The organism is Streptomyces phaeoluteigriseus, assembly GCF_001896135.2.
In the GTDB taxonomy this organism is placed as follows: domain Bacteria; phylum Actinomycetota; class Actinomycetes; order Streptomycetales; family Streptomycetaceae; genus Streptomyces; species Streptomyces phaeoluteigriseus.
The window spans coordinates 151788-176130 of sequence record NZ_MPOH02000005.1 but is presented as its reverse complement, the minus strand read 5'-3'; the positions used below and the strand labels follow the sequence as shown (position 1 = coordinate 176130).

Below are 24343 nucleotides of genomic sequence, written 5' to 3'. Positions count from 1 at the left end.
ACGGACCGGCGCCGCGCCCACCCTTCCCCTTCCCCTCGTCCCCTCCCCTCCTTCCCCTCCCCCTTTCCTCTCGACCGTGCACCGAGAGCGGAGTGACCGCATGGCATCCACCCTCACCCTCAAATCCGGCACCTCCTGGGCCGACGCCTGGCGGCGCTGCCTCACCGCCGCCCCCGAGGCCTTCCGCGAGGACCGCGTCCTCAACCTCTGGAACGGCGCCTGGCAGGCCGACGGCAGGACCCTGCCCGCCACGAGCCCGGTGGACGGCGGTCCCGTCACCGGACCGCCGCGCCTGGACCGGGCCACCGCCCACCAGGCGGTCCGCGCCTCCCTGGACCAGCACCGCGCCTGGCGCCACCTCCCGCTGACCGAACGCCGTGCCCGCGTCGCCGCCACCCTCGACGCCCTCGCCGCCCACCGCGAACTCCTCGCGCTGCTGCTCGTCTGGGAGATCGGCAAACCCTGGCGGCTCGCGCAGGCGGACGTCGACCGGGCCGTCGACGGGGTGCGCTGGTACGTCGACGGCATCGAGCCGATGCTGGCCGGCCGGGCCCCGCTGGACGGCCCGGTGTCCAACATCGCGAGCTGGAACTACCCGATGAGCGTGCTCGTTCACGCGGTACTGGTCCAAGCACTCGCGGGCAACGCGGTCATCGCCAAGACCCCGACCGACGGCGGCGTCGCCTGTCTCACCCTGGCCTGCGCCCTCGCCGCCCGCGAGGGCATCCCGGTCACCCTCGTCAGCGGCAGCGGGGGCGAGCTGTCGGATGCGCTGGTGCGGGCGCCCGAGGTCGGCTGCGTCTCCTTCGTCGCGGTCGCGACACCGGCGCCGCCGTCGCCACCGCCGTGACGGACCTCGGCAAACGCCACATCCTCGAACAGGAGGGACTCAACACCTGGGGCATCTGGAACCACTCGGACTGGGACACCCTCGCGGCCCTCGTCCCCAAGCTCTTCGACTACGGCAAGCAGCGCTGCACGGCGTACCCGCGCTTCGTCGTCCAGCGTGAGCTGTTCGACGCCTTCCTCGCGGCGTACCTCCCGGCGGTGCGCACTCTGACGGTCGGCCACCCCCTGGCCGTGGAGAAGCGCGACGACCCCTACCCCCGCCTGGACTTCGGGCCGGTCATCAACGCGGCCAAGGCCAAGGAACTGCACGACCAGGTCGCCGAGGCCGTCGACCGGGGAGCCGTCCCGCTGTACCGCGGCGACCTGGCGGACGCGCGCTTCCTGCCCGGCCAGGACACCTCCGCCTACGTCCGTCCGGTCACGCTCCTCAACCCGCCGCCCTCGTCGCCACTGCACCACGCGGAACCCTTCGGCCCGGTCGACACCATCGTCCTGGTCGACACGGAGGCGGAACTGCTCGCCGCCATGAACGCCTCCAACGGGGCGCTGGTCGCCACCCTGTCCACCGACGACCGCGCCACCTACGAGCGACTGGCCCCGCAGATCCGCGCCTTCAAGGTCGGCCACGGCACGCCTCGCTCCCGCGGCGACCGCGACGAACTGTTCGGCGGCTTCGGGGCCTCCTGGCGTGGCGCGTTCGTGGGCGGTAAACTGCTCGTGCGGGCGGTGACCCGAGGACCGGCGGACGAGCGGCTGCCGGGGAACTTCCCCGACTACCAGCTGATGCCCTGAAGCGGGCCGCGGGGCGGCGCACCTGACGGGCGCCGCCCCGAGTCACCCTCGTGCACCGGCCGTTACCCTCCCTGCGTGGTCCGTGACCGCGACCCCCACCCGCCGCCCCTCGAACTGCGTCCTCCGGGCCAGCTCGGACGGGCCCACTGCTCGGACGGGCCCCCTGCTCGGACGGGCCCAGAGCCGGCCGACCGGGATCACCGCGGAGACGCTCGTATCGCACGGGGTGGACGGGCACGAGCCGGCGGGCCTGGCCGTGCCGGCCGACGGGGCGGAGCCGTCGCAGGCCGACGCCACCGCCCGGCCCGGAGTCGACCGCACCACGATGGTGTCGCTCGTCGACGGACCGGAGGACCACGGGCTCGTGGAGCGGCGGCCCAGTTCGTACGACCGCCGCAGCGACGTCGTCGCGCTGACGGCGCCGGGCGAGGAGTGCCTGCTCCAGGCGGAGCGGGCGCGCCGCGCGGCGGAGCGGGCGCGCCGCGCGGCGGAGCACCACTTCCTCGCACCGCTGAGCGAAGAAGCGGCGACGGCCCTGCTGCCGGCGCTGCGCACGCCGGTCGCGGAGGAGGATCCCGCCACCGGACGCCCGTGACTGTCCGCGCACGCCGGGTGACCCCGGGGGTCGGACCCTGCCCGGACACCCGCGCAGGCCCCCGGCCAGCGGATACTCGGGTGAAACGCACTCCGAAAGCTTGGTATCGTTGTGCATGTCGCCACGGGGGAACACCCGCGGCGGCAGACACCTGGTCCGGGTGGCGGAATGGCAGACGCGCTAGCTTGAGGTGCTAGTGCCCTTTATCGGGCGTGGGGGTTCAAGTCCCCCCTCGGACACTTATCACCCTCCGTATCCAGCGGTTTTCGCTCGGTGAGGAAGGTGCGCGGAGAGCTTCCGTGCAGAAGTCACCCGCATCCGGGATTCCCGGGTGCGGGTTTTGTCGTTTCTTTACCCGGCGGTTTCCGGGAAATCGTTCCGAACGCCTCGATTGCCTCCCGAATGCCGCGGAAGCCCGTTTATCGGTTGCGTCAGAGGCGGCCCGCCGCGTGCTCACTGACGAACCGTCAATGTTCATCTGGGGCACCCATGTTGGCTGTCTGTGATCGCATCGTGTGGTGATACGATCACGGCGCTTGTAGAGCGGGCGGATGGGTGAAGGACGACATCCCCGACTACGGGGACAGTCCGGGCGGTGGCCCCGATGCGGGCGGTCCCGCCGGTCCACCCGCATTGACGGGAATTCAGCATCTGGCCGTCAGTCGCCTGAAGAGAGTCTTATGACTGATTACATACAGAACCCGGTACTCTGGGCTCTCCTCATCGTCGTACTCGCCGCCGTCGCCCTCATTGTTCGCCAGCGGAGGGCGGCGCGGACGTTAAGGCAGGAGTTCGCAGATCTCAGGGCTCGGCACGACGAGCTGGAGAACGGGTACGCGAAATCCGTCGAGGCAGCTCAGGAAAGAGCCGACGAGGCTACGAAAACAGTCCTGAAGTCCGCCATGCGGACCCTTCAGGGCCTTGCCGCGGAACAGCAGTTGATTGTCTCCCGGCTCCAGAAGAAATACGGCGAGTCGGTCATCCTCCAGGACCTTCTGGAGATCGACCACACGAACTCCCAGTTCGGCCGCCGGGCCCAGTCCATCGCCGTCCTCTGTGACGGCTGGCTGGGTCGTCAGCGCGATGTGGCGTCGGTCTACGACGTGGTCCGCAGCGCGCAGGGCAGGATCCGCCACTACCGGCGGGTGGAAATTCTCTCGCAGGTCGATTTCGGCATCACCAGCCGTGCGGTGGAACCGGTCGCACTGGCCCTCGCCGAAATGCTTGACAACGCGACCAGCTATTCCAGCCCGGACACGGTTGTCGAAATCAACATTCGTACCGTGCCCAAGGGTATCTGTATCGTCGTGGACGACGCCGGTGTCGGCATGAACGACGAGGAGCGGGCCCGCGCGGAGAAACTCCTCTCCAGCGACCGCGTCTCGGGCGTCTCCCGGCTCGGCAACCCGCCGCAGTTCGGGTTCGCGGTGATCGGTGTCCTCGCCGAGCGCTTCGGCTTCGAGGTGTCGGTGGACTCCACGTCGCCCTACGGCGGCGTACGCGCGGTCCTTCTCCTGCCGCACGACCTGCTCACCAACGCTCCCGAGCAGAAGGAACCGACGCCGGCCGCTCCCGCCGTCGCCGCACCCACCCGCGGCGGTCCCGAGCCCGGCCCGGCCCCGAGCACCACCGTCGACGGCCTGCCCAAGCGGCGCCGCAAACGGCCGATGGCCATCGTGCCCGGCAGTGCCCCGACCGCCTCCGCGCCCTCCCGCTCGGGTGCGGAGACCGCGGCGATCATGGGCGCCTTCCAGCGAGGCACCCAGTCGGGCCGGCGGGCCACCCCTGCGGACCCCGCGGAACAGTCCAGCAGTACACGTGGCGCAAGCAGCGAAGGGCATGAGTTCTCGTGAACGACGATCTGTCATGGATGCTTGACAGCGCCCTGGAGATTCCCGGGGCCCTGCACGCCGTCCTGATATCCGCCGACGGCCTGTTGATGGCCCGAACGCAGGACATCGGGAAGGACGATGCGGACCGCGTGGCCGCCGCCATGAGCGGGGTCCAGTCGCTCAGCCGCTCCCTGGCCTTCTTCTGCGAGGACGCCCAGCAGCGGTGGCGGCAGACACTGGTCGAGTTCGACGGCGGCTGGGTCTTCCTCATCTCCGCCGGCGAGGGCGCCTACCTCGGCGTCTCCGCCTCGCCCGATGTCGACATGGCGGACATCACGTTCCGGATGCAGCAGCTCGTCGGCCAGCTCGGCAAGGCCCTGACGACACCGCCGCGCGAGAACCTCGGCGTGCGGTCATGACCGGTTTCGACGAACTGGAGCCCCAGACACCGGAGTTAGTTCGTCCGTACGTCATCACCAAAGGACGCGGTCTGCCCGACGAGGAGCAGCTCTCCCTCATCACTCTGGTGACGGCGGTCGCCGACCGCCAGCAGCGGCCGACCCGGCTGTCCCCGGAGGAGCAGAGCCTGCTCGAGCTGTGCTCGGCCGGCTACCTGTCGGTCGCCGAGATCGCGGGGCACACCCAACTGCCCCTCGGCGTGGTGAAGATCCTCCTCGCCGCGCTCACCGAGGGCGGCTACCTCATCACCCGCCCGCCGGTGCAGCGGGCGCCTGTCGCCGACCGGGAGATCCTGGAGGAGGTGCTGAATGGTCTCAGGGCCAAGTTTGGATGAACAGGCGTACGTCCGTGAGGGCGCGTCGCAGACGGCCGTGAAGATCCTCGTCGTCGGCCACTTCGCGGTGGGCAAGACCACGTTCATCGGGGCGATCTCCGAGATCCCCCCGCTGTCCACCGAGGAGACGATGACGCGGGCCGCGGAGGCCGTCGACGACCTCAAGGGGGTCCAGGGCAAGACCACCACCACGGTCGCCATGGACTTCGGGCGCCTGACCATCAGCGACCGGGTCGTGCTGTACCTGTTCGGGACGCCCGGCCAGCAGCGGTTCGTGCAGATGTGGGAGGACATGGCCCGCGGCGCGCTCGGCGCCCTGGTCCTCGTCGACCCCGAACGGCTCGCGGACTCGTTCGCCGTGATCGACCTGATCGAGCAGTACGGGCTCGACTACGCCATCGCCGTCAACCACTTCGACGGCTCCCCCCTGCGGGACGAGACCGCCCTGCGTGACGCGCTGGACCTGCTCGACGACACCCCCGTCGTCACCTGCGACGCGCGCGACGAGCAGTCGTCGGCCGAAGCGCTCATCACTCTCGTCCGCCACTTGCAGGACCGTGCCCACTAGGAGCAGAAATGGACCAACCCACCGCTCCGGTGCCCCCGCCCGGGTGCCCGGCGCACAACAGCGGCGCGCGAGTGCCGCTCCACGGCCCCGAGTTCGCGGCTGACCCGCAGGCCTACTACAGCTATCTGCGCCACTACGGGCCGACCGCCCCGGTCGAACTCGCCCCCGGCGTCGAGGCCACCCTTGTCACCGACTACGCCACCGCCCTGCAACTCCTGCAGGACTCCGGCTCGTTCCGCAAGGACGCGCGCCGCTGGCGGCACTTCAACGAGGGCAAGATCTCCCCCGACAGCCCCGTCGCCCCCGTGCTGGCCTACCGGCCCAACTGCATGTTCAGCGACGGCGCCGAGCACCTGAGGCTGCGCCAGGCCGTCACGGACAGCATGGCCCGCATCGACACGCGCAAGCTGAGCCACAGCACCGAGCAGGTCTCCAACTACCTCATCTCCCAGTTCGCTTCGCGCGGCTCGGCCGACCTGCTCGGCGACTACGCCAAGCAGCTCCCGCTGTTCGTGTTCAACGAACTCTTCGGCTGCCCCCCGGACATCGGCGACCGTGTCGTCTACGGCATCACCGGCATGTTCGACGGCATCAACCCCGCCCGTGCGATGGAGGTGCTGTTCGGCGCCGTCGGCGAACTCGTCGCGCTCAAGCGGGTCAAGCCCGGCGAGGACGTCACCTCCTGGATGATGGCGCACCAGGCGGCGCTCACCGACGAGGAGATGGTCCACCAGCTGGCCCTCCTGCTGGTGGGAGGCAACGAGCCGCTGCGCAACCTGATCGGCAACACCCTGCACCGGCTCCTCACCCACGACGCGTACGCCAACCAGGGCGGTCTGATCGACGAGGCGATCGACGACACGCTGTGGGAGAACCCGCCCATGCAGAACCTCGCCCCGCACTACCCGGCCGCCGACATGGAGTTCGCCGGACAGCAGCTCCAGGCGGGAGACCTGCTCCTGGTCAGTTTCGCCGCCGCCAACACCGGCCCCGCGTTGACGGCCGCCCGGCAGGCCGGCAGCAACCGCGCCCACCTGGCCTGGAGCGCCGGCCCGCACGCCTGCCCGTCCAAGGACCCGGCCCGGCAGATCACCGTGACGGCCCTGGAGAACCTCCTCAACAAGCTTCCCGACGTCGAACTCGCCGTCCCCGAGGAGAGCCTGACCTGGCGCCCCGGCCCCTTCAACCGGGGGCTCATCGCGCTGCCCGCCCGGTTCACCGCGGTGACCGAGCGCAAGCCCGCCCCCGAGGCGCGCACCGAGGCCGCCCGCCCGGAGCAGCCCCAGCCGGGCACCCGCGCCGAACGCTCGGGTGTGTGGAGCCAGTTCCTCAACTGGCTCACGAGGTGATTCACACAACACCGGCCAACTCTTCACTTCTGTATGACGGTTCAACCTCAGGGGTAGTGAGCCATGCGGTAACCCGCATATCCCACGAGCCCGAGGAGTTGCCGTGGACCACATGTCCACCGACACCGTTCCCCCTCCACATCCCGCAGCGTTGAGCCTCGAGATACCCGCCCTCGCCGGCGGGTATCTCCTTGTCGGCGCCGGCCCGTGGCGGGAGAGCCGGTGACGGCGGCCCGGCCCGGCGGGCCGAGACGCTCCGGAACGGAAACGCTCGGCGGCCACACGAGCCGCCAACTGCGCAACCTGTGCGAGATCGTGGGACTCACCGCCCATGACGGCGAGGTCTACGCGCGTACCCTCACCGAGATGCTGGGTGCCGCCGCCGAGCGGCCGCTCGACCTGCCGCCCCCGAACCCGACGTTCCTCTCCGACGACCACACCCCGGTGGAGTTCTCGCTCTCCTTCGTGCCCGGTGCCGCGCCCGCCCTGCGGGTGCTGCTCGAACCGGGTTGCGCGGCCGGCGGCCTGGCACGGAACGGGCGTCTCGGACTGCGGGCCGTCCGCGAGACGGCGGCCCGCTGGGGCTTCTCCACCGACCGGCTCGACGAACTGGAGGACCTGTTCCTCCCGCCCTCGCCCGAGGGCCCCCTCGCCCTGTGGTGCGCGCTGGAACTGCGTCCCGGCGGCGTCCCCAAGGTCAAGGTCTACCTCAACCCCGCGGCCGGCGGGCAGAAACGTGCCGCCGCCACGGTGGGTGAGGCGCTGCGGCGGCTCGGCCACCGGGACGCGTTCGCCGCTCTGCCGCCGCACGACCGCCACCTGTTCTTCGCCCTGGACCTGGGCGACTGGGCGGAGCCCCGGGTGAAGGTCTACCTCGCCCACCAGGACCTGTCGGCCGCCGAGGCCGGCGCCCTGTCCCGGATGGAAGGCGGTCCCCTCGCCGCGGAGAGCGAGGAGTTCTTCCGCATCGCCTCAGGTCAGCACGGTGACGAGGACGGCGGCGGCACGGCTTCGGCACCGGTGGTGCGGCGCCCCGTACAGTCCTGCCACGCCTTCACCGAGACCGCGTCCGGCATGCCCAGCGGCTTCACCCTCTACGTCCCCGTCCGCGACTACGCGCGGCACGACGGCGACGCCCTCACCCGTGCCACCGCCCTGCTCCGCCGCTACGGGCAGGACCCGGCCCCGCTGCTGGGCGCCGTGTCCGCGGTCACCGACCGCAGCCCGGAGGACGGGGTGGGACTGGTCGCCTACCTGGCACTCGCCCACCAGCAGGGGCAGCCGCCCCGGGTGACGGCGTACGTCTCCTCCGAGGCGTACGAGGTGCGCCCGCCCGCCGGCCTGCTGCCCGCCGAGCCCGCGACCGTGCGGTAACGGGCGCTGCCGGGGGACATCTCGCGGGGGAGCCGTACGCCGACGACGTCGAACCGCTCCCTCTCCGCCGCGACGGCCGGCGACGCGGGCGGACCGGGGGAGCCGGGGGAGCCGGGGGCCACGGAACGACGAGGGAGCCGGCCACGGGGGAGCCCGCCACCTGCCGACCCCAGGCCGACGCGCCCACCCACCGACCGTCATACGTCCCGCAGTTCCTGGAGGTACGGTGCCACGTTCACCTGGATCGAGGCGCCCTCCGCCTGCCCGTACTGGCCCGCGATGCCGCTCAGGTAGGTGGCGACCTCCTTGCGCATGACCTCCGGCTCGGGCAGAGCCGCCGCGCCCGACACGATCCGCGCGATCCAGCGGGACTGCGCCTCCACGAGCCGCGTGATGGAGCCGTGCGGGCGGACCAGGCCCACGAAGTACAGGCCGGCATGGCCGGGCGCGACGACCCGCTTGTACAGCTCGACCGAGCCCTGATCCCCGATCGGGCAGCCGGACGGCAGGAACGGGAACGCCATGCGGTAGCCGGTGCAGTGCACGATCGCGTCGGCCCGCGCGGACGACCCGTCGGTGAAGACCACCCGGTCGCGGTCGAGCGAGGCGATCGCGGGCTTGGGGACGACCCCGCCGTGCCGGATGCGGGTGAGGATCTCGTCCGAGATGGTCACGGCCGAGGCGAACACCGGGTGGTCCGGCTCGGGCAGCCCGTAGTCCGAGAGCCTCCCGCGGGCCACGAGGAGGGCCTGCTCGATGAAACGGCGCTGCTCCGCCAGCGACATGCTCGTCCACCACGGCGCCTCGGCGACCTCGTCGAGCGGGATGCCGAACAACTGCTTGGGCAGGATGTGCAGGCCCCGGCGCACCGAGAGCAGGGTGGTCGCCGCGTACCGGGACAGGTCCGCCGCGATGTCCACCGCCGACGCGCCGAGCCCGACGACGACCACCCGCTGACCGGCGTAGTCACTGCCGTCGCGGTAGTCCAAGGCGTGCAGAATCGTTCCGGTGAAGGTGTCCGAGCCCGGAGGCAGCGCGGGCAGGGACGGCTCGGTGTTGTGCCCCGAGGCGACGACGACATGCGAGAAGCTCCGCGCGCCGCGTGTGCCCCCCGCGTCCACGGCGACGACCGTCCACGAACCGTCGGTCTCCTGCCGCACCGACTCGACGGACGTCCCCAGCTCGATGTGGTCCAGGACGTCGGCCCATTCGGCGAACGCACGCAGGTAGGAGGCGACCTGGCTGTGCCGTGGGTAGACCGGGTAGGAGGCGGGCATCGGGTAGTCGGCGTAACCCGTCAGCCCCTTGGTCGTGTTGAGGTGCAGCGACAGGTAACCCGGCCCCCGCTCACCGGCCTCGGGGCGGCGCCAGATGCCGCCCACGTCGCCCGACCTCTCCAGGCACACGAAGTCGACACCCGCCGTTTCGAGGGCCCGTGCAGCGGCCAGCCCCGACAGGCCCGCACCGATCACACACACACTCACGGATTCCCCCACAGGAAAGACACGACCTCTACGGACACGCGCAGTGCCTGCCCATCGGGTACTTCCCGCAACCAGCGACAAAGATCACACAGGTCACATGTGGGACAGGGGGCCGGCCCGTCCGGCTACGCGTCGGCGGACGCCCACAGCCCCCGTACGTGCCCGAGGTGCCGGGTCATCACCGTGCGCACCGCCCGCTCGTCGCGGGCCAGCAGGGCGTCGAGGAGTTCCAGGTGCTCCTCGGCGGACGCCAGCAGCCGGCCGGAGGCGGACAGGGCGGTGAGCCCGTAGAGGCGGGCACGGCCGCGTAGATCGCGGACCACCTCGACCAGGTGGGAGTTGCCCGCCAGGGCTAGGAGGCCCAGGTGGAAGCGGGTGTCGGCCTCGACGTAGGCGATCAGGTCGCCCGCCACGGCGGCGGTGACGATCTCCCGGGCGGCCGGACGCAGCGCCTCCAGCGACACCGGGTCGGCGGTCGTCGCCAGCGCCACCACCGTCGGGATCTCGATGAGCGCGCGGACATGGGTGTACTCGTCGAGCTGCCGGTCGGAGACGTCGGTGACGCGGAAGCCCTTGTTGGGGACCGCGTCGACCAGCCCCTCCTTCGCGAGGTCCAGCATCGCCTCGCGCACCGGGGTCGCCGAGACGCCGAAGCGGGCGGCCAGCGTGGGCGCCGAGTACACCTGGCCGGGCCGCAGTTCACCCGCGATCAGCGCGGCCCGCAGCGCGTCGGCGACCCGCTCGCGGTAGCTGCTCCGCCGCCCGCCCAGCACGGGCAGCGCGGGCGCGGCGGGGGAGGGGCTGATGCTGCGCGGGGCGGCCATGCGGGATCTCCTCGGAACGGGCGGTGCCATCTCACTCGGCATGGACTGTGCCATGTCACGTGCCATCAGTATCCACGGCGCTCTCCCGGCGTACGGACGGCCGCGCGGCCGGCGGTGGATGCCGGAGGTCGGGGCGTGAACCCGGCCGGTGGTGGATGCCGGAGGTCGGAGCGTGAACCCCCGGCCGGTGGTGGACACCGGTGGTCAGAGCGTGAACCCGGCCGGGAACGGGTCCGTCGGGTCGAGCAGGTACTGGGCCGTGCCGGTGACCCATGCGCGGCCGTGAAACTGGGCAGCACGGCCGGCACCCCGGCGACCTCCGCCCGGCCGAGGAGCCGGCCGGTGAAGCGGGTGCCGATGAAGGACTCGTTCACGAACTCGGTGTGCAGGGGCAGTTCACCGCGTGCGTGCAATTGCGCCATGCGGGCGCTCGTCCCCGTACCGCAGGGCGAGCGGTCGAACCAGCCCGGGTGGATGGCCATCGCGTGCCGCGAGTGACGGGCGGTGGCGCCGGGGGCGTACAGATGGACGTGGTGGCAGCCGCGGATGGACGGGTCCTGTGGATGCACCGGCTCCCCCTCGGCGTTGATCGCCTCCATGAGGGACAGCCCGGCCCGCAGGATGTCGTCCTTGCGGGACCGGTCGAAGGGCAGCCCGAACTCCTCCAGCGGCAGGATGGCGTAGAAGTTCCCGCCGTACGCCAGGTCGTACGTCACCGTTCGGCCGTCGGGCAGGGTGATCTCGCGGTCAAGGGCCACGGCGAAGGACGGGACGTTGTGCAATGTCACCGCCGTGGCCGCGCCGTCCCGTACCGCGACCTCGGCGACGACGAGCCCGGCCGGGGTGTCCAGCCGGATGGTGGTGACCGGTTCGACGACCTCGACCATGCCGGTCTCCACCAGCACGGTCGCCACCCCGATCGTGCCGTGCCCGCACATCGGCAGATAGCCGGAGACCTCGATGTAGACGACCCCCCAGTCGCAGTCCGCCCGGGTCGGCGGCTGGAGGACCGCGCCGCTCATCGCCGAGTGACCACGCGGCTCGTTCATCAGCAACTGCCGTACCTCATCGCGGTGTTCACGGAGGTACAACCGCCGTTCGTTCATCGTCGCGCCGGGGATGGTGCCGACCCCGCCGGTGATCACCCGGGTGGGCATGCCCTCGGTGTGCGAGTCGACGGCGTGCAGGACGAGTGTGCTGCGCATGAAGTCCCTTTCCGGGCGGTGGGGTTACGCCAGGCCCGCGGCGACGGCCTTCTCGGTGGCCGCGCGGACGGCAGCTCCCTGCTCGGGAGGCAGCGGTACGCGCGGCGGCCGGCAGGGTCCGCCGTACCGGCCGACGACGTCCATCGACACTTTGATGGCCTGGACGAACTCGACACGCGAGTCCCAGCGCAGCAGCGGGTGCAACTGCCGGTACAGCGGCAGCGCGGTGGTGAGGTCCCCCGCGACGGCGGCCCGGTAGAGGTTCACCGAGGCGCGGGGCAGCGCGTTGGGGTAGCCCGCCACCCATCCCTTGGCGCCTGCCACCGCCAGCTCCAGCAGCACGTCGTCCGCACCGATCAACAGGGCCAGTTCCGGCGCCAGTTCGGCGATCCGGTAGGCGCGGCGTACGTCACCCGAGAACTCCTTGACGCCGTGGATGAGGCCCTCGCCGTGCAGCCGGGCCAGCAGTTCGGGCACCAGGTCGACCTTGGTGTCGATGGGGTTGTTGTACGCCACCACCGGCAGGCCCGCCTGGGCGACCTCCGCGTAGTGCGCCACGACCGCGCCCTCGTCGGCGCGGTAGGCGTTGGGCGGCAGCAGCATCACCGCACCGCAGCCCGCCTCCCGCGCCTGCTCGGCCCAGCGGCGGGCCTCGGCCGAGCCGTACGCGGCGACCCCCGGCATCACGCGCTCCCCGCCGATCGCCGCCACCGCGGTCCGTACGACGGCGGCCCGCTCCTCGGGCGTGAGTACCTGGTATTCGCCGAGGGAGCCGTTCGGTACGACGCCGTCGCAGCCGTTCGCCACCAGCCAGGCGCAGTGCTCGGCGTAACGGTCGAGGTCGACGGAGAGGTCGTCGCGGAGGGGGAGGGCGGTGGCGACGAGGACGCCATGCCAGGGGCGGGGGGTGGTCATGTGGGGTGTGGTCATGTGAGGTCTGCCTCTCTCACGCAATTGGTGTGTGACATAGCACTGCGGGTGGCGGGTGGGAGGCGGCTCCGGGTCAGGGGCTGGTTCCGGGGCAGGGGCTGGTTCCGGCGTCCGGTGGGGGCGGCGCGGCCAGGACTCCGAGGGGGACGGGACGGGCCAGCGGCCGTCGGCCGGGGGTGAGGTCACAACCCGCGACCCCCGCGACACCCGGCTCGCACATCCGGCCCTGGCACCAGCCCATCCCGGCCCGCGTCAGCAGCTTCACGGTGCGCAGGTCGCCCGCGCCCAGCGAGCCGACGGCCTCGCGGACGGCGCCCGCCGTGACCTCCTCGCAGCGGCACACCACCGTCGCGTCCGGCACGTTCTCCGCCCATCGCACGGGCGCCGCGTACGCCCGGTCCAGTTCGGCGAAGAAGGCCCGCAGCCGGGTGCGGGACCGGGCGGCCGGGGCCCAGGAGCGCGGGTCGGGTGCGGTGCCGTTCAGGCGGGCGGCGGCGGAGCGTCCGGCGATGTGGCCCTCGGCGAGCGACAGGGCCGCGCCGCCGATGCCCGTCGCCTCCCCGGCCGCCCACACGCCGGGGACGTCGGTGCGCTGTTCGTCGTCGACGTGCACCCCCGCCCCGTCGAGGCGGCAGCCGAGTCCGTCCGCGAGGTCGGTGTGCGGCAACAGGCCGTGTCCGACGGCGAGGGTGTCGCAGTCCAGGCGCTGTGCGGTGCCGGGCACCGGGCGGCCGTCCGGGCCGAGTACGGCGACGGTGACGGACTCCAGCCGGTCCCGGCCGTGGGCCTCGACGACCGCCCGACGCCTCAGCACCGGAATTCTGTGCCACAGGAGTTGGGCCGCGTAGCCCCCGGCCTCGGCGAGCTTGCCGGGGTGAGCGGCCAGGGCGCGGGCGCCGCGTACGGCGTTTCGAGGGTGCGCGGATCGACGTACGAGAGTGGTCGGGTCGGCCGACTCCACGAGCGCTGCGACGCGGGCGCCCGCCGCGGCGAGGCCGGTCGCCACGGGGAGCAGCAGCGGGCCCGTCCCGGCGACCACCACCGTGCGGCCGGGCAGCGTGAGCCCGCCCTTCAGCATGGCCTGGGCGCCGCCCGCGGTGATCACTCCGGGCAGCGTCCAGCCGGGGAACGGCCACACCTTCTCGTAGCCGCCGGTCGCCAGCACCACCCCGTCGGCACGGACCGACGCCGGCTCGCGCTGCTCGGGGCCGAGCAGTGCGTGCACGGCGAAACGGCCCGAGTCCCGTTCGACACACCACACGTGATGGTCACTCAGACAGGAGACACGTCCGGCCGCGAGGTGGGTGGCCAGCCCGTCGCGCAGGCGCTCCCACGTCCGCCACTGGTGGTGGAGGGCCTGCGGGCGGCGGGCGCCGAGGCCCGGGGCGGGCTGCCGGTAGAACTGTCCGCCCGGCTCGGCGGCGGAGTCGACGAGCACCACGCGCACCCCTCGCGCGGCGGCCGCCAGGGCGGCGGCGAGGCCCGCCGGACCTGCACCGATCACCGCGAGCACCTGCCGCCGCTCAGTCATCGTGGCCCGTCCCTGCCTGCGTACCGATGTCGGCGCCCGGCGTGGCGGGGGTCAGGCATGCGCGCCGGCCGGGGCGGCCGTCCACGGTCACCAGGCAGTCGAAGCAGACGCCGATCCCGCAGAACACCCCGCGCGGGCGGGCGCCTTCGCGGGTGGTGCGCCAGGCGACGACGCCCGCCGACCAGAGCGCGGCGGCGATCGTCTGCCCCGGCAGCACCTCGATCTCCCGGCCGTCGAACGTGACGGTGAACGGCGCGCCGGGACGGGCCCCGACCAAGTCCAGGGGGTTCACGGCGCGGCCTCCTCGGCGAAGCGGTCGGGGCGGAACGGGGTGAGGTCCAGGTCGGGGGTCCTGCCGGTCAGCGTCTGCGCGATCAGGTGGCCGGTGCCGGTCGCCAGCCCGATGCCCGCCCCCTCGTGCCCACAGGCGTGGAAGAGGCCTGGCGCACGCGGGTCCGGACCGATCGCCGGCAGATGGTCGGGCAGGTAGGGGCGGAAGCCGACATACGCGCGCATCGCCCGGACGTGCTCCAGGAACGGGAACAGGCGGGTCGCCCCCGCCGCCAGCGCCCTGACGACGGGCAGGGAGAACGACCGGTCGAAGCCCACCCGTTCCCGGCTCGCGCCGATCAGCACGGGCCCGGCCGCCGTTCCCTCGACGACCGGCGAGGTCTGGAGGGTGGCGGAGTCACTGGCGACGTCGGCCACATAGTCGGCGGAGTACACCTTGTGCCGTACCCGGCGCGGCAACGGCTCGGTGACCACGACGAATCCCCGGCGCGGCAGGACCGGCAGCGAGACGCCCGCGAGCGCGGCGACCTCCGCGCCCCAGGTCCCGGCCGCGTTCACCACGGAGGGCGCGAGGAGGTCGCCGCGGTCGGTCCGTACGCCCCGCACCGCCCCGTCGGGGCCGCGCAGCACGCCGGTCACCGTACGGCCGGTCTCCACCCGGGCACCCGAGGCGCGCAGCAGGTGCGCGGCGGCCAGGGTGGGCATGACCTGGGCGTCCTGGGGATACAGGACACCGCCCGCCAGGCCGGGCGCCAAATACGGCTCCAGCTCCCGGAGTTGATTGGCATCGACGGCGACCGTCTCGACGCCGGCGGCGCGCTGTCCGACCGCCAGTTCCGTGAGGGCGGTGAGTGCCCCGGGGGTGGAGGCGACGACGAGGCCGCCCTTGGGCTCGTACTCGACGGCACGGCCGAGGCCGGGAGTGAGACCGGGGCCGAGGCCGTTGCCCCGGGTGGGTGGGCGGTGGTCGTCCGGCCGTCGGTCCTCGGTGATCCCGCGCCACAACCGGCACGACAAGAGGGCCAGTTCGAGCTCCGGGCCCGGCTCCTTGTCGGAGACGAGGAGGTTGCCCTCGCCCGCTCCCGTCGTGCCGCCCGCCACCGGACCCCGGTCCACCACGACGACGTCCAGTCCGGCACGCACCGCGTACAGCGCGCATGCGGCGCCGATCATGCCGGCGCCGACGACCACGACGTCACAGGACGATTGGTTGGTCACGCCAGTAATATGTCACATGGTCCAGGCGAGGGGAACAGGCCGACCCAGCGCTCCCGTTCAGCCGGGCGGGGTGCCGGCCGCCGGCTGACAGGGCGCTCCGGTGAGATGGGGTGTGGCGAGGTGGCGGGCGGAGGTGACTCGCTGAGCCGGGACGATCGCTCAGTCGAGGTTGCTCGGCGTCGGGGTCGGCGTCCGGCCCGCCTGGACTTCCCGGAGCCGTTCGGTGCCCTGTTCCACGGCGGTCCGGGTGGTGTCCTCGTCGGCGCCGTCGAGCCCGCCGTTGGTGATGGTGATCGCGTCGTCACCGACGCGGACGACGGCGACGTCCAGGGTGAGCGTCACCGGGTCGCCGTTCGCGGTGCCCTTCACGGTCACGGTGAGACCCTGCCGGGCGTCGCCCTCCTCGGGCAGCGAGGCTTCGACGACCTGGACGGTACGTTCGCCGCTGTCGCCGCCGGTCAGGGTGAACTGGTCGCAGGTGTCGGGCAGCTTCGTCAGCCAGTCCATCGACTTGTCGAGCGAGGCCTTCTCATAGGCGGCGACCTGGTACAGCAGCCGGGACTGGCCCTCCTGGAAGCCGTTCAGCGCCGACGCCCCGGACGGACGGCCGAGCAGCGTCTCGTCGTAGAGCGCGTCGACCAGGCGCTGGCAGTCGGCCGCGTCGGCCTTCCCGGTGACGAACTGGGCCGTGTCCACCTCGCCGATGAGCAGCTTGTCGCGCCAGGCCTGCGGGTCCTTCACCTGCACCCAGTTGTCCTCGATGTCCGCCGCGGTGATCAGCGCGTTGCGGGCGCCGGTCTCCGAGAGGGGGGCGGCGGGCGACTCGGTGCCGGTCGGCGACGTGGCGGTCGCCGTCGGCGTGGCGCTGACCGATCCGGTGATGGTGGGGGCCGGAGTGGCGGTCTGCGCGGCGACGGGCCGCTCGGCGACCGCGGCGGCGGTCTCCGAGTCGGCCGCCGCGCCGTCGTCCCCGCTGGAGCAGGCCGCCGTGGCGAGCAGCGCGCCGGTGGCCATCGCGGCGGCCAGGACACGGGCCGGGCGGACCGGGTGCGCCGCGCGGGCCCGACGGCCCTCCGTGCGGGATACGGCCGTGACGGGCGTGGCCAGGTCCGGCGCGGCGGCAGCGGTCTTCGCCGTGCGGGACGGGCGGCCGGTCGGGCGAGGGGTGATCACGTATGCCTCCTGAGGACGGAACGGGGTCCCGGCGCACGTGTGCCCGGGCGGCTCCCACTTCCCTCCCACCGCACCACCGGCCCGCCCAGGCGACCAGCGCAGCGGGTCATACGGGTGAGGGCATGCTCCTCGCGCGGCGGGGCGCGGCGGGGCGCGGGGTGGACCGGTGGCGAGGCACCGAGCGGACCTCTGGCCGGGCCGGCGTAGACCGGTGGCGGGGCACCGAGCGGACCTCTGTCGGGGCGACCTCTGGCGTGGCGCCGTTCAGACCGGTGGCGGGGGCCCCGAGTGGCCACCTCCTGGCGGGGCCGGCCGAGCGAGCCGGTGGCGGGGCGCCGATCGGGCTTGCGTCGGCTCCCTGCGGAACCTCGCGGCCGGAAAATGCGAGGTGGCCGGGCCGGTCGCCGGGGCATCATGACGACTCCCGCCGCCTTCTCGCGGCGGCGGACGATGAGCACCGGGGGAGTCCATGAGCGTCCAGAACATCCTGCTGTCAGGCGTCGTCGGCTCGACCGCGTACGGGCTCGCGCACGCAGGCTCCGACGTGGACCGGCTCGGCCTGTTCGCCGCGCTCACCGAGGAGTTGCACGGCCTGCACCCGCCGAAGGAGTCCCACGTCAGCACGGCACCCGACCGGACCCTGCACGAGGCCGCGAAGTGGTGCAGGCTCGCGCTCGGCGGCAACCCCACGGTCACGGAACTCGTCTGGCTGCCCACCGACCTGTACGAGGTCCGTACACCGCTCGGTGACGAACTCGTGGGCATCCGAACGACGTTCCTGAGTGCCCGGCGCGTCCGGGACGCCTATCTCGGCTACGCCACGCAGCAGTTCCGCAGGCTGCTCGCCCGTGGCGACGGCTCCTTCTCCGCGGACACGCGCAAGCGGACAGCCAAGCACGCCCGGCACCTCAAGCGACTGTGCGGACAGGGCTACGAGCTGTACACCACAGGACGGTTGAGCATCCGCGTCGACGACCCGGAGAGCTTCCACCGGTTCGGCGAGCAGGTGGCGGACGATCCCGAGACCGCCCTTCCCCTGTTGCGCCGGTACGAGACGGCGTTCGACGAGGCGCGCAGCGTGCTGCCCGAACAGCCCGACGAGAGGGCCGCCGACGCGTGGCTGCGCAGGGTGCGGCGGCACTTCTACACGTCGGCGCGGTCGTCCTGAGAGCCGCTTCGACCGGCGTTTCTCCGGGGCGTGGGAAAAAGCACGTGCAGCGCACGTCCGTTCCTCCCTACACTCGCCCCATCGAGCGCCGCCCACGAGCAGGGCCGCGCCGCACCGCGACGAACGAGGGGGGCCCGGCCATGCGTGACCGCACCGCTGCCGCCGCTTCCCGTTCCCGCTACGAGGTGATCCTCGTGTCCTCGTCCGTCCGGTGTCCGCGGCGCGGCCGGCACCGGATGGTCTGACGAGACCCCAGTCCTCACGACAGAGCTGCCCCGGCGACTTCCCGCCGTGGCCGTAGCCCTGTCGTCGTGCCGGCTGTCCCCGAGCTGTCATCCGGCTGCCCGGGGTCAGCTGACGTCCCGTCAAACAATCGCGCCGTCCCTTTCACGAGACACACCTCGAAAGGCCACGGGCCGTGCGCAACAACCTCGACCGTCATCTCGCCGCCGTCCGCAACCTGGGCATCCTCGCCCACGTCGACGCGGGCAAGACCACCGTCACGGAGCGGATCCTCTTCGCCACCGGGACCACGCACAAGCGCGGTGAGGTCCACGACGGCACGACCGTCACCGACTTCGACCCCCAGGAGCGCGACCGTGGGATCACCATCTTCGCCGCGGCCGTCAGCTGCGACTGGGACGGCCACCGCGTCAACCTGATCGACACCCCCGGGCACGTCGACTTCGCCGACGAGGTGGAGCGCTCGCTGCGGGTGCTGGACGGGGCGGTCGCGGTGTTCGACGCCGTGGCGGGTGTGGAGCCGCAGAGCGAGTCCGTGTGGCGGCAGGCCGACCGGCACGGCGTGCCGAGGATCGCGTTCGTCAACAAACTGGACCGGACGGGCGCCGACCTCGACACGACCGTGGCGTCGATCCGGGAACGGCTGCACCCCGTCCCCCTCGTCGTCCAGCTTCCGATCGGCATCGAGGACGCCTTCACCGGCGTCGTCGACCTGCTCCGGATGCGGGCGCTGACCTGGGGCGACGGCGCCGAGACGGCCGTAGAGGGACCCGTGCCCGAGGAACTGCGCGAGGAGGCGCTGCGCCGCCGCCGACTGCTGGAGGAAGCGGTTGCGGAACGGCATCCCGCCGCCCTGGAGGAGTTCTGCGACCGGGAGACGCTCTCGGCCGAGACGCTCGCCGCGGCGCTGCGCGACCTGACCCGCACCGGCGACGGTGTGGTCGTGCTGTGCGGCTCGGCCTACCGCAACCGCGGTATCGAGCCGTTGCTCGACGCCGTGGTCGCCTATCTGCCGTCGCCCCTGGACGTGCCGGCTGTACGCGGTATGCACGAGGGTGTCGACGAGCGACGGTCGGCCGATCCCGCCGCACCCTTCGCCGCCCTCGCGTTCAAGGTCAACGCCACCCCCACCGGCAGGCTCACCTACCTGCGGGTGTACTCCGGAACGATCGAGAAGGGAGACACGGTATGGGACGCGAGCGCCGGCCGCGGCGAGCGCGTCGGCCGGATCCTGCGGGTCCAGGCGACCGGCACGCCCAGCTGGAGCGGGCGGTCGCCGGGGACATCGTGGCCGTGATCGGGCTGAAGGCGGCCCGCGCCGGCTCGACCCTGTGCGCGCCGGACGCCCCGCTGGTCCTCGAACCGCCCGGGGTGGCCGACCCCGTCGTCTCCGTGGCGGTCGAGCCGCGGCGCGCTACCGACGCCGACCGGCTGGCCTCGGCCCTCGCCCGGCTGGCCGAGGAGGACCCGTCGCTCACGGTGCGCACCGACGCCGAGACCGGCCAGACCGTGCTCTCGGGCATGGGTGAACTGCACCTGGAGGTCGCGGTGGAGAAGATCCGCCGCACCCTCGGACTGGAGGTCAACGTCGGTCGGCCACGCGTCACCTACCGCGAGACGGTGGGCCGCGGCGTGTCCGCACTGGTCTTCCGGCACGTCAAACAGGACGGCGGCGCGGGACAGTTCGCGCATGTGGTGCTCGATGTGGAGCCTTTGGAGGACGGGTTCGACTTCCGGTCGGCCGTGGTCGGCGGACGGGTCCCGCAGGAGTACGTCCGTGCCGTCGAGGCCGGCTGCCGGGACGCCCTCGCCGAGGGCCCCCTCGGCGGGCACGCGGTGACCGGCCTGCGGGTCACGCTGACCGACGGGGCGACGCATGTGAAGGACTCCTCCGAGATGGCCTTCCGCACGGCGGGCCGCCTCGGCCTCCGCGAGGCCCTGCGGGCTTGCACGATGGTGTTGCTGGAACCGGTCGTGGAAGTCACGGTGACCGTCCCCGAGGACGCCGTCGGCGGAGTCCTCGGGGACCTCGCCGCCCGGCGCGGCCGGGTGACCGGTTCCGAGGTGCGCGGCGGCGCGGCCGTGGTGACCGCCACCGTGCCGCTCGCGGAACTGTTCGGCTACGCCACCCGACTGCGCAGCCGCACCCAGGGCCGGGGCACCTTCACGGCCCGGCCGACGGGGTACGCCCCGGCGCCCGCCCTGACGGCGCGCCGTAGGACCCGTACGCCCCGGAGGGGATCACCCCTCCGGGGGCGTGGGCGCGAAAGCGGTGTCGAGGGGGACGTCGAAGGGGTGAGGAGGGCGGCACCGAGGGCCGCGCGTAGGCGGGTCCACGTCGACCACCGCACCCAGACCCGCACGACCAAGGGCACCGGACGCCACTACGCCGACATCATCCGCAGACACCGGGAGGGGGGCGGCGAGGGCCGCCTGACGCGGTGGGGGGGTGGAGGGCGGCAGACGTGGACGCGGGCGCGGACGCGGGCGCGCCGCGCCGGAAGGGACGTGGTCGGTCGATAGGCCTTTGGGTCTTTCGTCCTATCGGCGCGTCCTGGTGGCCGAGGCCCCCGCCCTTCCCGGCGGAGCGCCTGACCTCTGCGGCTGGCGCTCCGCGTGCGGGCGGACCGGTCAGAGGACCAGGACAAGGACGAGGACGACGAGGGCGACGGCCGCCGCCACGGCCAGAGAGGCCTTCCACCGGCCCTCCTCCGACAGTCGCCGCACGACGCTGAGTCGCCCGTCGGTGCCTCGGAAGACGTAGAACTCCAGGTTGCCGGAGCCGGGCGGCGTCGCCTTGACGACCGTGAGCCGCTGGATGGCGAGCTGACGCTCCTTCTCTCCCTTCCATCGGCGCAGGTGCGGTTCGAGGGCCGCGCGGTGGGTGGGGGAGAGGTCGTCGGGAAGCGGATCGTCGCCGAGCCGGTCCTCGTGCCAGCCGCCCGAGCACAGCTCCGATGCCACCCGCCGGGGCCGCGGGACAGGAGACGGCACCGCCTTGGTCTGCGAGGTCCACGCGATTCGCCCCGCGGTCCAGGACGTCAGGTTCCCGTGCCCCTCGCAGGTGGCGCACTCGACGGTGCCCGTGCGTCCGCACGGCGTGCAGGGGATGCGCCCGCTCGCCTCGCAGTCCGGGCATCTGACCTTCCCCCACCCCCGGCACCCGGGGCACGCGCTTTCGGGTGTGTGACAGGCCTCGCAGGTCACCCGCTCGCCGGGGCGGTCGGCCCGGCCCGGTCTGGGCGGCCGGGGCGGGGTGCCGGGCAGGCCGCCGTGGTTGAGGTAGTGCGTGCACGCGGTGATGCCCTGGCACACGGCGCACACGTGGGCGGGCTCGCACGGGCGGTACTTCATGCCGTCGCAGTCGGCGCATCGCCGCCTGCCGTTGCCGCAGTCGCAGGACCTGAGGTGCACCGAGCCGCGTCTGACCAGGTCGAGCGGTTGGGCGAGGGGCGTCTCGTGCGGGCTGAGCTTGTAGTCCCCCAGCACGTCGTAGACCGGTCGCTCCGAGAGGGCGACGGTCCCGGGCCGGTGCCGGATCTCCTCGGTGCGGTGTTCGACGCGCCGGGTGACGCTGCCCTCGAGCAGGTGCAGGCGGGTGAGGATGAAGTCCGTGGGGGACGGACCGGGGCGCCTGTTCCCAGCGCGTGCCAGGAACGCGTCGAGCGCCGCACGCACCTCGTCGTCGGACGGATCGTCTGCTGCCACCGCGATACCCACTCCCCCCGCGTCGCGCCCTCCCGCCCCGGGATACGGGCGGGACCGGTGCCGAGCGGCACCAGTGTGACGGGACGGGGCTCGTCACAAAAGGGCGCGAAAGGGGGGCGGCCGTGACGCCCTCTGGCGCCGTGGGGTCTCGAAGCGCAGGGAGAAACGGTGCCCGGAAGCCCACGAGCCGCATCCGACCCGAGTTCCGAGTACGCCGTCTCAGACGCCCGCCTCCACCAGGAACGGGCTCGGCTCGCCGGACCAGGAGACGTACAGGCCGTCGCGGGCCCGCGTGCAGGCGACGAACAGCAGGCAGCGCTCCGACATCAGGTCCGTCTCGTGCTGCTTGGCGTCCACGTCGGGCGGCGTGACCGCCTTCGGGAACGGCAGCGCGTCCTCGGTGACGCCGATGACCGCGACACAGCGGAACTCCAGCCCCTTGAACGAGTGCATGGTCCCGACCCGGACGGTCGTCACCTCCCCGGCGGTGTCCGCGGCGCGCAGGGTGGCGGCGGGGATGCCGGCGTCCTTCAGGCGTGCCACCGCCTTCGCGCAGGTCTTGTTGAACCGGGCACTGACCCCGATCTCCCCGGCGCCGATGCCCGCGTCGATCCACGCCCGTACCTGGGTGACGAGCGCGTCCAGTTCGGCCTCCTCGGTCGCTGCGGCGTGCAGGGCGGGCCCGTCGCCGTGGAGGGCGGAACGGTAGCCGAGCAGGGTGTCGTTGCGCCCCTCGTCCTCCAGCTGGGCGATGGGGCGGCCGATCAGCAGTGCCGTGGACCAGCGCAGGATCTCCTGTGTGCTGCGGTAGTTCTTGCGCAGCTTCACCGACCGGCCGGTCACCTTGATGCCGAGGGACTTGAGGGACACCTTCGAGTCGTAGATGCGCTGGTGCGGGTCGCCCGCGATGAACAGGTCGTCCGGGCGGGCGGAGACGGCCGCGCGGAGCAGCCGCCACTGCGCCGGGTGCAGGTCCTGGGCCTCGTCGACCACCACGTGCCGGTACTGCGGACCCTTCTCCTCCAATTGCCGGGCGGCCTGCGCGCACGTCTGGAGCCAGGTGCGGGCGCCGTCCGCCGCGAGGCCCGCCGTGAACCGCTCGATCGTCTCCCACACCAGGGGGCGTTCGGCGGCGGTCAGCCGGCTGCCGCGACCGCGTCGGTCCGCCGTCTCGTAGTCGGCCAGGGTGCGGATGTCCTGGGCGAGGACGACGTGCCGGTACTCCTGGGCGAGGAACTGCGCGCTGCCGGTGAATCCGGTCGCCTTGGCCGCCTTGCCCCAGCGGCTCTCCTCCTCGTTGTTCATCAGCGGCCGCAGTGTCACCGCGCCGGGGGCCTCGGCGACGACCCGGCTCGCGAAGCCGTCCACCGTCGAGATGTCCACCCGCTCGCGCAGCTCCGGGTCCTCCACCAGGGATTCCAGTCCGGAGCGGAGCGCGTTGACGAGCGCGTTGGTGTACGTCGTGAGGAGGATGCGGTCCCCGTCGCGCAGGTGCCCGAGCAGGTGCTTGACGCGGTGCAGTGCGACGACGGTCTTGCCGGTGCCCGGCCCGCCGGTGACCTGCGCCGGGCCGGAGTAGGAGGCCCGGTAGGCCACCTTCCGCTGGGAGGGGTGCAGGAAGACCCGCCAGGCCGCGAAGGGCTTCTCCAGGATGTCCCGCAGCTCCTCGGGGGCTGTGATCAGCGCGATGCGTGCTCGGGTGTGCCGGATCGCCGTCTCGAAGTCCTGCGTGTCGACGGGCTGTGCGGACGTCTGGAGGGCCGGCGCGACGATCTCCTGCCAGACCTCCTCGACCGTGCAGCCCGCCGCGAGGTACTGCAACACTTCCCGCTGGTCCTGCGGCAGCAGCGGCGCGAAGATCTCCAGTTGCTCCGTGTCGACGAGCGACCGGGCCTGCCGCAGGGTTTCGTCGTCGATGCCCAGCGCGCGGAGGTCTCCGTCGGAGAACGCCGCGAACAGCCGTGCCTTCGACGATGTCTCCGCCACCTGCTCGTACGCCGGCGTGATCTCGTCCAGGGTCGCCGCGTCCCGGATCTCGACGGCCCGCGTCACCTCGTTGATGCTCGACTTCTGCTTCTTCGCCCAGGCGATCGCCTTGTCGTGAGCCATGACCCGCAGCAGGACGAAGGTGTCCCCGGTCGTCGGGGCGAGGACGACACCGCGCCAGAACTGGTCGATGCGGATGGTCCGGATCTGCTTGTCCTTCGCGTTCGTCAGGCTCTCCAGTTTCAGCCCCGGATCCTTGAAGAGCTGATCGAGGGTGAGCCGGTCGAACTTCTCCCACGCTTCCAGGACGCCCTTCCTGACCGTGGGCTGGAGCTTGGGGAGTTCGGCGAAGAACGTGATGTCGAAGGCAAGCTGCGGCATGGGTGGATCCTATGGTCCGGGCGGGCTGGGACGGGAAGGAAGGGCCAGG

17 protein-coding genes, 1 tRNA gene and 3 pseudogenes are annotated in these 24343 nt (G+C 72.5%); 11 read left to right on the top strand and 10 right to left on the bottom strand.

Features of this window, described 5'->3' with window-relative positions; translation table 11 throughout:
• The first annotated feature begins 100 nt into the window (after positions 1-100).
• The 9 genes and pseudogenes from BM536_RS03960 to BM536_RS03920 all read left to right on the top strand — a co-directional run bounded on the left by BM536_RS03960 (position 101) and on the right by BM536_RS03920 (position 8152).
• Positions 101-1641, top strand: a pseudogene (locus BM536_RS03960) (aldehyde dehydrogenase family protein).
• A gap of 82 nt (positions 1642-1723) precedes the next feature.
• A complete protein-coding gene (locus BM536_RS03955; protein WP_143650780.1) occupies positions 1724-2236 on the top strand; it encodes a MarR family winged helix-turn-helix transcriptional regulator in 513 nt (170 codons plus the stop codon).
• Between the two features lie 154 nt (positions 2237-2390).
• Positions 2391-2475: transfer RNA gene (locus tag BM536_RS03950), tRNA-Leu, on the top strand.
• A gap of 441 nt (positions 2476-2916) precedes the next feature.
• Positions 2917-4089 carry an ATP-binding protein gene (locus tag BM536_RS03945; RefSeq protein ID WP_094102521.1) on the top strand — a complete coding sequence of 391 codons (1173 nt, stop codon included), beginning with the start codon at positions 2917-2919 and terminating at the stop codon, positions 4087-4089.
• The gene (locus tag BM536_RS03940; protein ID WP_073497663.1) at positions 4086-4487 is read left to right on the top strand and encodes a roadblock/LC7 domain-containing protein; all 402 of its coding nucleotides are present in this window, start codon (positions 4086-4088) and stop codon (positions 4485-4487) included. The genes BM536_RS03945 and BM536_RS03940 overlap by 4 nt, the downstream gene beginning before the upstream one ends.
• Positions 4484-4861, top strand: coding sequence for a DUF742 domain-containing protein (locus tag BM536_RS03935; RefSeq protein ID WP_073497661.1), 378 nt, complete (start codon positions 4484-4486; stop codon positions 4859-4861). The genes BM536_RS03940 and BM536_RS03935 overlap by 4 nt, the downstream gene beginning before the upstream one ends.
• Positions 4836-5429 carry a GTP-binding protein gene (locus BM536_RS03930; protein WP_073497659.1) on the top strand — a complete coding sequence of 198 codons (594 nt, stop codon included), beginning with the start codon at positions 4836-4838 and terminating at the stop codon, positions 5427-5429. The genes BM536_RS03935 and BM536_RS03930 overlap by 26 nt, the downstream gene beginning before the upstream one ends.
• An 8-nt stretch (positions 5430-5437) precedes the next feature.
• The gene (locus BM536_RS03925; RefSeq protein ID WP_073497658.1) at positions 5438-6778 is read left to right on the top strand and encodes a cytochrome P450; all 1341 of its coding nucleotides are present in this window, start codon (positions 5438-5440) and stop codon (positions 6776-6778) included.
• A gap of 222 nt (positions 6779-7000) precedes the next feature.
• Positions 7001-8152, top strand: coding sequence for a tryptophan dimethylallyltransferase family protein (locus BM536_RS03920; protein ID WP_073497656.1), 1152 nt, complete (start codon positions 7001-7003; stop codon positions 8150-8152).
• Between the two features lie 197 nt (positions 8153-8349).
• Here BM536_RS03920 and BM536_RS03915 read toward each other — a convergent pair whose 3' ends face one another.
• The 8 genes and pseudogenes from BM536_RS03915 to BM536_RS03880 all read right to left on the bottom strand — a co-directional run bounded on the left by BM536_RS03915 (position 8350) and on the right by BM536_RS03880 (position 16808).
• Positions 8350-9636: a flavin-containing monooxygenase gene (locus BM536_RS03915; RefSeq protein WP_073497670.1), complete on the bottom strand. Its 1287-nt coding sequence runs from the start codon at positions 9634-9636 to the stop codon at positions 8350-8352.
• Between the two features lie 125 nt (positions 9637-9761).
• Positions 9762-10460 (bottom strand): GntR family transcriptional regulator, encoded by a 699-nt coding sequence (locus tag BM536_RS03910; protein WP_094102520.1) that lies wholly within the window; start codon positions 10458-10460, stop codon positions 9762-9764.
• A 204-nt stretch (positions 10461-10664) separates the two neighbouring features.
• Positions 10665-11665 (bottom strand): annotated as a pseudogene (locus tag BM536_RS03905) (proline racemase family protein).
• Between the two features lie 24 nt (positions 11666-11689).
• Positions 11690-12580, bottom strand: a complete 891-nt coding sequence (locus BM536_RS03900; protein WP_425444607.1) for a dihydrodipicolinate synthase family protein — start codon at positions 12578-12580, stop codon at positions 11690-11692.
• An 88-nt stretch (positions 12581-12668) separates the two neighbouring features.
• Entirely contained in the window at positions 12669-14126 is a 1458-nt protein-coding gene (locus tag BM536_RS03895) for an FAD-dependent oxidoreductase (protein WP_094102519.1), read from the bottom strand.
• Positions 14119-14418 (bottom strand): (2Fe-2S)-binding protein, encoded by a 300-nt coding sequence (locus BM536_RS03890; RefSeq protein ID WP_094102518.1) that lies wholly within the window; start codon positions 14416-14418, stop codon positions 14119-14121. Before BM536_RS03890 ends, BM536_RS03895 begins: the two co-directional genes overlap by 8 nt.
• Entirely contained in the window at positions 14415-15590 is a 1176-nt protein-coding gene (locus BM536_RS03885; protein WP_425444606.1) for an NAD(P)/FAD-dependent oxidoreductase, read from the bottom strand. Before BM536_RS03885 ends, BM536_RS03890 begins: the two co-directional genes overlap by 4 nt.
• Before the next feature lie 204 nt (positions 15591-15794).
• Positions 15795-16808 carry a hypothetical protein gene (locus BM536_RS03880; RefSeq protein ID WP_425444600.1) on the bottom strand — a complete coding sequence of 338 codons (1014 nt, stop codon included), beginning with the start codon at positions 16806-16808 and terminating at the stop codon, positions 15795-15797.
• A gap of 469 nt (positions 16809-17277) precedes the next feature.
• Between BM536_RS03880 and BM536_RS03875 the strand changes: the two genes are divergently transcribed.
• Positions 17278-17976, top strand: coding sequence for a nucleotidyltransferase domain-containing protein (locus tag BM536_RS03875; RefSeq protein ID WP_073494481.1), 699 nt, complete (start codon positions 17278-17280; stop codon positions 17974-17976).
• 418 nt (positions 17977-18394) lie between these two features.
• Positions 18395-20433 (top strand): annotated as a pseudogene (fusA, locus tag BM536_RS03870) (elongation factor G); the annotation flags it as partial.
• A 417-nt stretch (positions 20434-20850) separates the two neighbouring features.
• On the opposite strand, the gene BM536_RS03865 reads toward fusA, so the two are convergent.
• Together BM536_RS03865 and BM536_RS03860 are read right to left on the bottom strand one after the other, a co-directional pair.
• Positions 20851-21927: a hypothetical protein gene (locus BM536_RS03865; protein ID WP_143650778.1), complete on the bottom strand. Its 1077-nt coding sequence runs from the start codon at positions 21925-21927 to the stop codon at positions 20851-20853.
• Positions 21928-22146: 219 nt separating this feature from the next.
• Complete coding sequence (locus BM536_RS03860; protein ID WP_073494485.1) at positions 22147-24294, bottom strand: UvrD-helicase domain-containing protein; 2148 nt, start codon at positions 24292-24294, stop codon at positions 22147-22149.
• Positions 24295-24343 lie beyond the last annotated feature (49 nt).